The organism is Cellvibrio sp., assembly GCF_039207905.1.
Classification (GTDB): domain Bacteria; phylum Pseudomonadota; class Gammaproteobacteria; order Pseudomonadales; family Cellvibrionaceae; genus Cellvibrio.
The window spans coordinates 224,020-232,633 of the sequence record NZ_JBCECX010000002.1 but is presented as its reverse complement, the minus strand read 5'-3'; the positions used below and the strand labels follow the sequence as shown (position 1 = coordinate 232,633).

Annotated in this window: 6 protein-coding genes; all 6 read right to left on the bottom strand. The window is 45.6% G+C overall.

The features are described from left to right. On the bottom strand, positions 1-2,026 hold a 2,026-nt coding region (locus tag AAGC78_RS02035; protein ID WP_435782360.1), incomplete at its 3' end, for a sialate O-acetylesterase. Positions 2,027-2,214: 188 nt separating this feature from the next. Next, positions 2,215-2,520, bottom strand: a complete 306-nt coding sequence (locus tag AAGC78_RS02030) for a DUF3144 domain-containing protein (protein ID WP_435782359.1) — start codon at positions 2,518-2,520, stop codon at positions 2,215-2,217. A 93-nt stretch (positions 2,521-2,613) separates the two neighbouring features. Continuing rightward, positions 2,614-5,457: an insulinase family protein gene (locus tag AAGC78_RS02025; protein ID WP_435782358.1), complete on the bottom strand. Its 2,844-nt coding sequence runs from the start codon at positions 5,455-5,457 to the stop codon at positions 2,614-2,616. Between the two features lie 176 nt (positions 5,458-5,633). Then, positions 5,634-6,530 carry a hypothetical protein gene (locus AAGC78_RS02020; RefSeq protein WP_435782357.1) on the bottom strand — a complete coding sequence of 299 codons (897 nt, stop codon included), beginning with the start codon at positions 6,528-6,530 and terminating at the stop codon, positions 5,634-5,636. 276 nt (positions 6,531-6,806) lie between these two features. Further along, complete coding sequence (locus tag AAGC78_RS02015) at positions 6,807-7,736, bottom strand: hypothetical protein (RefSeq protein ID WP_435782356.1); 930 nt, start codon at positions 7,734-7,736, stop codon at positions 6,807-6,809. Next, a complete protein-coding gene (locus tag AAGC78_RS02010; protein WP_435782355.1) occupies positions 7,736-8,614 on the bottom strand; it encodes an ABC transporter ATP-binding protein in 879 nt (292 codons plus the stop codon). The genes AAGC78_RS02015 and AAGC78_RS02010 overlap by 1 nt, the downstream gene beginning before the upstream one ends.

Sequence of the window (8,614 nt, the reverse complement as noted above, 5' to 3'; positions counted from 1 at the left end):
CACTGGCCTCAAACGGCGATGCAGGCAGACCGGCGCTATTATACAGATTTGCCCCCTCAGGGTTATCAGCCCATGCATAACGCACCCATTTAGGCTCAGCAACCGAATCAGCCCGCACCACCAGCTTGTTCTTCTTCACTTCCGCCTTGGCCCAGACAAACTTTTTATCCGCACCAGCAACCGCAATCGGCTTCAACTCACCACCGCGAATATCCAACCCCTGCCCCACATCCGTAAATACCAACTCCAAAGCACCATCTTTTGCTTTGATTTTCTGCAATGTAGGTCCCGATGCAAGCAAAGACTTTTTCCCGAATGCCACCTTCATTGCTCCCAGCGCCAAACGCTCGCCCACAGCCTGCTTATTCAAGGGGTGAATATCATTCCACTCACCAACATCAATCGCCACCGCCATGGCCGTATTTTTTACCGCAAGCGCTTGCCGCTGCGCCTCACGCACTTGCGCCCACTTACTTTCAACTGGCTGTGAATTAGCAGGCAGGAAATTCGCTAATTGCACATAAATAAATGGCAGATTGGACTGCTTGAATTGCCCGCGCCAATCGCTAATTAAATCCTCCAATAGATAGCGATATTCCGAGGTCACCGCCGCACAGGTTTTATCAGCACATTGACCGGCGGGTTCACGATGCACGCCATCAGCATCTGCACGATCCACATTGGATTCGCCTTGATACCACAACACGCCTTTCACCTGCAGCGGCAATGCGGGAGCCAACTTCGCATTAAATAAAGAAGCCGGAATGTAATGCAAGGTAGTCGTTGGTAACATATTGCGCATGCGCGCTGCGACTTGATACTGCCATTCACCGCGCAACGAAATTTCTTCATCACCGGAATATCCGGCCCCAAACGCTGAATCACCGAGCATCAATGCATAGCGTTTATCTTCCACAAATCCGGGATCGCTGGAGTAACTTGTGAGACGGATAGCAATAGAGTTTTTGCCCGCTTTTAACAGGCCAGCAGGTACAGTATAAATACGCGGAGGATATTGATACCCCGTTTGCCCAACGGATTGTCCATTCACGAATACCTCATCACCATTAACGATTGCACCTAGCCAAAGCACTGCTTTTTTTGCAGCCTGCGCTTGCGTCAATTCAATCGTCTTACGCACCCAGACTGCGCCTTTGGTAAAATCACTGCCCTGCGCTTTCAGAAAACCAGGAACCTGTAACGTTTTCCACTGCGCAGTATCAAGCGTAGCTTGCGACCATTTATTTTTTAAACCAACGTCTGCCGCATTTAAATCGCTATACCACTGGTCACTGTTCGCTTTGTCTTTCACGATGGTATTTTTTACGTGGTTATCATCCTTAAACGGTTGGAGCTGCGCCAAATAATGCGGATATTTTTGCAGCGCAGACTCACTCATCCAGGCCTCAATTGGCGAGCCGCCAACAGGAATAGTAACCAGCCCAACCGGTACATTGGTTTGTGCATAAATTTTTTGCGCAAAGAAAAAACCTACCGCAGAAAAGTTCTCGAGATTATCCGGCGTAGCGGTTTTCCATTGCCCCTGAGTGTAGTCCTCAAGCGGTCCTTTAAATGCGTAAACCACAGGAACATTAAACTCGCGGATATTTGGCAGTCGGGTAGACTCGATCAAACCGGGATATTGGTACTTCACCCGCTTGAGCGGCAATTCCATATTGGATTGCCCCGCCGCAATCCACAGATCGCCGAGCAATATACCGGTGCGGGTAATTTGATTTTTACCGCTAACCTTTAATTCATAAGGGCCACCTGCCTTGCGCGCAGGAAAAGTTACTTTCCATTTGCCATCGACTGCAGATGTTGATTTCTCTTTGCCCGCAAAATTGACAGTAACTTTTTCCCCCTCATCCGCCCAGCCCCAAATCATAAGGGGTTTATCGCGCTGGAGAATCGCACCATCACTCAACAAGCGAGGCAGAGTTACATCGGCAAGCGCAGGGAGGGCAAGGAACGGCAAGCAAATAAGAAGTAATAATTGCTGATTGAATCGTCTGGAGTTTTTCATAGCAGATTAGCTTTTATCGTTATTAATCGGATTTGAGCAAAACAATATACTTGTATACTAGACAAAAAATAAACTCCTTTTTGACGAAAACCCATACGCTTTACAGTTATTTATTAAGCGCGGGAAATGCGAGTTAATAAAAAAAGCAGCCGTAGCTGCTTTTTTATTAACTCGATTCGAGAGGCTATCTACTCCTCTGGTAGCTCCCGGTTACCAATCAGGGTGGTGTAATTCTCGCTGTAGTCTTCCATATGCTCTTTCAAAAAGTCGCGATACCGACCAGACAGGTAATTAGTAGTACCTTCCACATCTTCCGCAAACTCATTTTTATCGAGCGAGCTTTGGGCAACAACATAGGCATTGAACCGTGCCGCTGCGTTCATCAATGCCGCACTGACAATCCCCGGATCAGCGTCATCACAGGCATCGTTAGCCTGATCGAGAAACTTTTCCACCAATCCCCAGAACAGATCGTCATCACTTTGTTCGCTCATGGCTCACCTACTCGCAATCTATAAGACCAGAAATAAGACGGTTATTTTAAACCAGTGAGCCCTCGCAAATACACAGCAAAGGCTCACTCTCACTTATTTTGCCGGCGCAAATGGCTTAGCTTTGAAGTTGGTACCGCGCAATTGCAGTAGTGCTTTGCCAGATTTGTCATTCAGCAGCAACTGTTGATAAATCTTGACCAGATCCTCTTTGGTCACTTTTTGCAGTGCTGCCAGATAGCGGTCGCGACCATCAAATTTATATTTGGCATTCCAAAACTCACCGGTATACAGGCCTGCTTCCGCGTAAAAATCCGTTGGCTTTTGCAATACGTTAGCGATCATTGCCTGTTTTGCCTGTTCAATTTCTGCCGCGTCCGTTGCCTTCAATGTAGCGAGATAATCTAGACGGAATTTATCCATGCGATTTTTTATTCCCGGCAAATCGGTATTGGAACTTTGCACTAACATAACAAAACCAGGAATATCGTCGACCGGATAATTAAAGCTGGTCACCACATAACCCAATTGCTCGTGGGTGCGCAGCTGCATAAAAAAGGCATTGCCAAACAACGCATTTAACACCGCCAGCTGTGCCTGCTCATCATCCGATTTTTTGTTACCAAACCAAGCTTGCAACACGGCGCTATCTGCTAATTCAACATCATCGCTAAAATTAGTTGCCTTACCTGGTGCAGGCGTTACGTAGCTATTGATCTTACGTTTTTCTGGTGTACGAGTACCCGGTAGTACCTTGGCAGCGGCGAGAGACATCTCTTTCACTTGCGCTTCGGTGTAATTACCCACCGCAAAAATGCGTAACAACGGATCGCGTTTTATTGCTGCGTGATAGGCCACTACATCTGCCTTGGAAATCTTTTGCGCAGCTGCGGCCAAATCTTTTTCCTGCCACTGCACAGTGCCAGTCAACCGCTTGGCATGACCAAACAATTGGCGATATACGTGATTCTTTTTGCTGTTAGCCAAGGCTTCCTGATAGCTATCCAAAGCCTCATGGAAGGCTTTATCGGTGATATCCAAAGCCACAAACTCTTCCAACATTTTTTGTAGCAACTGCGGATGCTTGGTGGTGTAGCCAGAAACAAACACTCCTTGGGAGTGGGCATCCATCACAGTGGTAGAAACACCAAGCGAAGCACGTGCAGCGCGATCCGATAAGGTCATAGTTTGCTTGTTGTAGATATCGTTTACCAAATGAGACAACACGATTTCTTTAGGTGATTTTTCAGCAAAGTCCACGTTGATCTGCACCGCAAATTGGCCTTTGTCTTCACGATAAAATTCCGGGTGTGTCAGATAAGCCTCAACACCTGGCTGGCTCACCACCTGATGTGGTTTTAAATAAAGGTTATCGACAATTGGCGCGGGCTTATCGGTAAATAAATCATTAAGCGGCGGCAAATTAAAAGTGTGCTTACTCGCCAGCGAATCCCAGCGAGCAAACTCTTCGGCTGTGATATCGCGGATAGAATATTTACCATCAAAGAAAGGAATGGGAGTATCGGCTTTCTCACCGGGACTCACATACCAGACACGCGCATTGCGCTCATCGAGCTGCGCAAGCAAATCGCTGATTGCTTTCGCATCGTAACGTTCGTACACATATCCGGCATTCAGTAGATTTTCAATCGGCAGATCGAATTGCAATGTAGTCAGTTCTACCGCTTGATCCAATGGCTCAGGTTTGGATGCATTCGCAAAATCTTTAGCGCGCATTGCCTGAAGCTCGCGGTAATAATTTGGATTCAATCCATCGCGCTTGATCAAATCAATGTAAGAAAAAATAGCGGCAAGAATTTCATCTTGTTGCTTCAAACCTGCATCGGTTAATTCTGCTTGTACACGCAAAATCCCATCGGGGCCATAACCTTCCGCATCAACGTAGGCGGTGACCATTTTCACCAACCCTTTACTACGCAATTGTTCACCCAAAGTGCCCTGCTCTTCCGAGGTAATTAAGTTGCGTACATATTCGTTAGGTTTCAAACGCCACTGCTGCTTGTTGGATTTCACAGGAAAATCTACATAGAGCACTTTTAAATCTTTGATAGGTTTGTAATGAATACTTTTGCCCATTTGCGCTTTGGTTAGACCCGGCACAGTAACTTCAGGCAAGGTGACATTTTTATTCGGGATAGATGAGAAATGTTTTTCAGCCAGCGCTTTTAATTCCGGCAGGGTTTGTTTTCCTACCAACGTTAGCTTCATGATATTGGCTGAATAGTAGCGATCATAAAATGCTTTCAGCTCATCCTGTAATACGGAGCCAGGTTTATCTTGCAATGTATCCAGATTCCCAATATTAAATTTTGCACTCGGGTTTTCCGGGTTTGCAGTAAAACCTTGCAACGCAAATAAATTCCAACCGTCCTGTGCTTTTTGCAGCGACCACTCGTTATTTACTGCATTGCGTTCCTTATCACTGAAATGCGGATCAAAGGTTGGCTTTTTAAAATAATCGCTAAAACGATCCAGCGCCTCATCAAATTTTCCGGCGTTGATTTGGAACAGATAATTGGTTTTATCATAAGCCGTAAAAGCGTTAGTCATACCGCCGTTGGCTTGGGTATATTTCATAAAGCCATCTGGCTCGGGAAATTTCTCGGTGCCTAAAAACAACATGTGCTCAAGATAGTGCGCCAACCCCAGTTGCTCTTTTGGATTGTGTGCGCTGCCAACACCAACCGCAATCGACGCGGCAGAATTCTCCAGAGTAGGATCAGAAACCAGCACGACCTGCAAACCATTGGGTAATAGCAGCGCCGCATATTGGCGATCATCATTCGGGCTTTTGATGATGGTGACTTGTTCGGGATTTTGTGCCACCGGTTTAGGGCTGGTAGTGGACTCGCAGCCCACCAAAGTGATTCCGCCTAGCAACAGTAAACTGAAAGCATAGGACGAGTAGCGCTTTAACATAGCGTAGTTCCCTTTAAGAGTTAGAGTTGGTTCTGATGTGGGGCAAAGCCTAGCAGAATTTGGCGTTATCCGCACAAGCTGACGCAGGGCGAATGCGAAGGATTAAAGCGGAATTAGCAAGAGCCGCCAGATCTGGCGATTATGACCGAATAAGCAGCGGGAGGTTCCGCTGTTGATTATTTAGCAGTAGGAGAAACTGCCACCGGGGTTACAGTAGAGGTGAAATGGCGCCGACTTTGCATCGTTGTGCCGGAGGTTGCTTCTTTTACATCACGCGTCGCCACAAGCAAATGACCAGCCTGCTGCTGATACTCAGTGTAACTTTCATTTTCAAATTGAAAGCTGATCACGATAAACACGCGACCCGATCCTTTCTCGATCATTTGGCTGGCTAGGGGTACGCCATTTTCGTCAACCCAAACCAACAAATGGTTTTTATATTTTTTAATGTATTTACGATATTTTTTATCAATCTTATCGTGCGGCATACTGAATTTTAATCGACGCACCTGTTTTCCATTTCGCTCATCGACTTTTTCTTCAATAAATTGAGAGCGAGCCAAAGCCAGCTCCAATTGTGCGGCAGGATAAAGCAGCTCACGCCACTCCCAATATTCAAATTGCCCTACTGCGTTGAGTGCCGAATTTTTTACATTTTCATCTTCAACCTTGGCCAGCTCTTCGGCGTGTAATTGTGCAATCAATTGGGGAGAATAAATAGCACGCAACCCATCAGCACCATCCTCAAGGCGTAAATTAATGACGCCTTCGTGCTCTATCAAATCGTCATGATCGCCACTGCTACCAACCAGCTTAAATTGCGCGTTAACCGCTATAGGTTTGGTTGACTGTAATTGCTTTAGCGCATTGCGAAGATCAGCTTGCCCATCCGCCAACACCCGAGGGGATAATATCAGCGCACAACAAACAATAACTTGCCCGCAACACACGGAAAAGCGTTTGATCATTGATATTCCCCTCTTCTTATCGAGCCATATGCGGATTAAGATGTCGCCCCGTCGTGGTAGCGCAATACTTCGACAACAAACAATACCTAATGTTGCAATACACACCAACTCAACACGAGGCAAGCCAGTCCTCATGAGTAAGCCGAAACGATTAAAAAGTCGCGATAATTAGCTAACGGACGTGCCACTAGAAAGGATTAAATATGACGCGACCATAATCCCATAACTGCACCAGAAATCCCCAGTGCCAATGCTTTAGTGCCCGGTATTGGCGTATCCGCTTGATAATTGCTTGTAATATCCCTCATATTTCTCTTCTTAAAGGTTTATTATTTTTTCCAAAATTAACTTCTATTAAAGGGTGATGAAATAAATGGGAGATTAAATTTCGTAGCGATTGTTGCGCAGCCATATCATCGCACCAAGCAAGACAGCCACAATCACACCATAGATAGCAACATCAGCAGAGTAGTTAAACGCAAAACTCACATAACCATTACCGGCATCGCCAAACGACATATGCATAACATCAGCAATAGTATGAAAGTAGGCTTTTACCAATTCATAAACATGAATATTGATTCCCATAAAACTGTTAAGAAAACGGTCGGCAAATAACAGGATCAACGGAATAAAAGTCGCCGCTAAAAAGGGCGATTTTTTAGTGTAGGCCGAAGTCAGCATTGCCCAGGCAAACACAGGCAGTATTAGCGGCACCAACCCGACACTTCCGAGAAAGTAACTGCCCAGCATTGATAGCGATTTCAACGCTGCAGCAAATTGACTCAGGTCACCTAGCCATGTGCAAACCACCAGTAGCAGCAACATGCTCGTTAGCGTATTCATCAACAAGGTCAACAGGGGGACACTCGCCGTTGCCACAACCAACTTAATCAAAACATTAAAAGATTCACTTACAGGCATGGAGCGCCAAAATAAAATATCGCGACTTTTGCGATCAGCAAACAAACATGATGAGCAGTAATACAGGGTTAAAAACACACTGACGGCAGTGAAAAACCACCACCCCATAAATTGCTGCAAGGCAATGATAAAACCAACTACTTTTTTACTTTCGAAATTGACTTTATATTCATTTGTTGATGGATCGAGCCTTAAAATTTCCTGAATCTGAGGATCAAGCACGTTGATACTTGAGCCCCTTGGCTGCGAAATGGATGGGTCGCTGATAACCGCCAACACCCAAAAACCGGCCACTAACAACACACAAACTAAAGGCAACAATAAAAATAGGCCACGATGCTCCCAGTATTCACGCTGCAACTGTACTGCCAAACGTGCTCCAAACATCACGCAATCTCCTTCGCTATATGTTGTGGTTTTATTTTTGCTACAAATAATTCACTTAAGCTCGGCGTAGTGATCTTACCCAACTGCGCCAGTGATTCACGCTGTTGCTCATTAGGTTCAAACAACATGCTGAAACCACCTAATAAGCGACGACTGTGAATCGGGTTGTGTACCAACGCATGCTCTTTGTAATTGGCGTCAACGTGCAGCTCCACATATTGCGCGGCGACTTGTTCCATACTTGCATCCAGCACAATATTGCCTTGGTTGATAAATACCAGATCCGTCAGGATAGTTTCGATTTCTTCTACTTGATGCGTGGTAATCAAAATAGTTTTTTGCGCATCGTAATAGTCATTTAGCAAGTTTTCATAAAACTGTTTGCGGTAGAGAATATCCAAGCCCAAAGTCGGCTCATCCAATACCAGCAATTCACTATCAATCGACATAATCAAGGCGAGATGTAGTTGAGTAACCATACCTTTGGAGAGCGATCTGACTTTATCGGTCAATGTAATGGAGGTCTCTGCGAGATATTTTAAACATTGGATGCGGCTAAAACGCGGATGTACACCTTCAGTATAAGCAATTAACTCTCGCACGCTAATCCACTGCGGCAAGGTAGCGGTATCGGCAATAAAAGAAACGCGCTCCAATAACTTTACTCGATCGCGCTGGGGATTCATGCCCAGCACTGTTAATTCACCATCTACCGGAGCCAGTCCCAAGATCCCCTTCAACAGAGTCGTTTTACCCGCACCATTAGGGCCAATTAAACCGACAACCTTTCCTGCTCCGATTTGCAAATCAATATTATCCAACGCGACTTTTTTGCCGTAGCGCTTGCTCACACTTTTTGCACTGATTAGGTAATCCAC

Bases quoted from the DNA above. Each gene is read 5' to 3' on its own strand.
- AAGC78_RS02025 (WP_435782358.1), bottom strand. From the start codon at position 5,457: ATGTTAAAGCGCTACTCGTCCTATGCTTTCAGTTTACTGTTGCTAGGC.
- AAGC78_RS02015 (WP_435782356.1), bottom strand. From the start codon at position 7,736: ATGTTTGGAGCACGTTTGGCAGTACAGTTGCAGCGTGAATACTGGGAG.
- AAGC78_RS02030 (WP_435782359.1), bottom strand. From the start codon at position 2,520: ATGAGCGAACAAAGTGATGACGATCTGTTCTGGGGATTGGTGGAAAAG.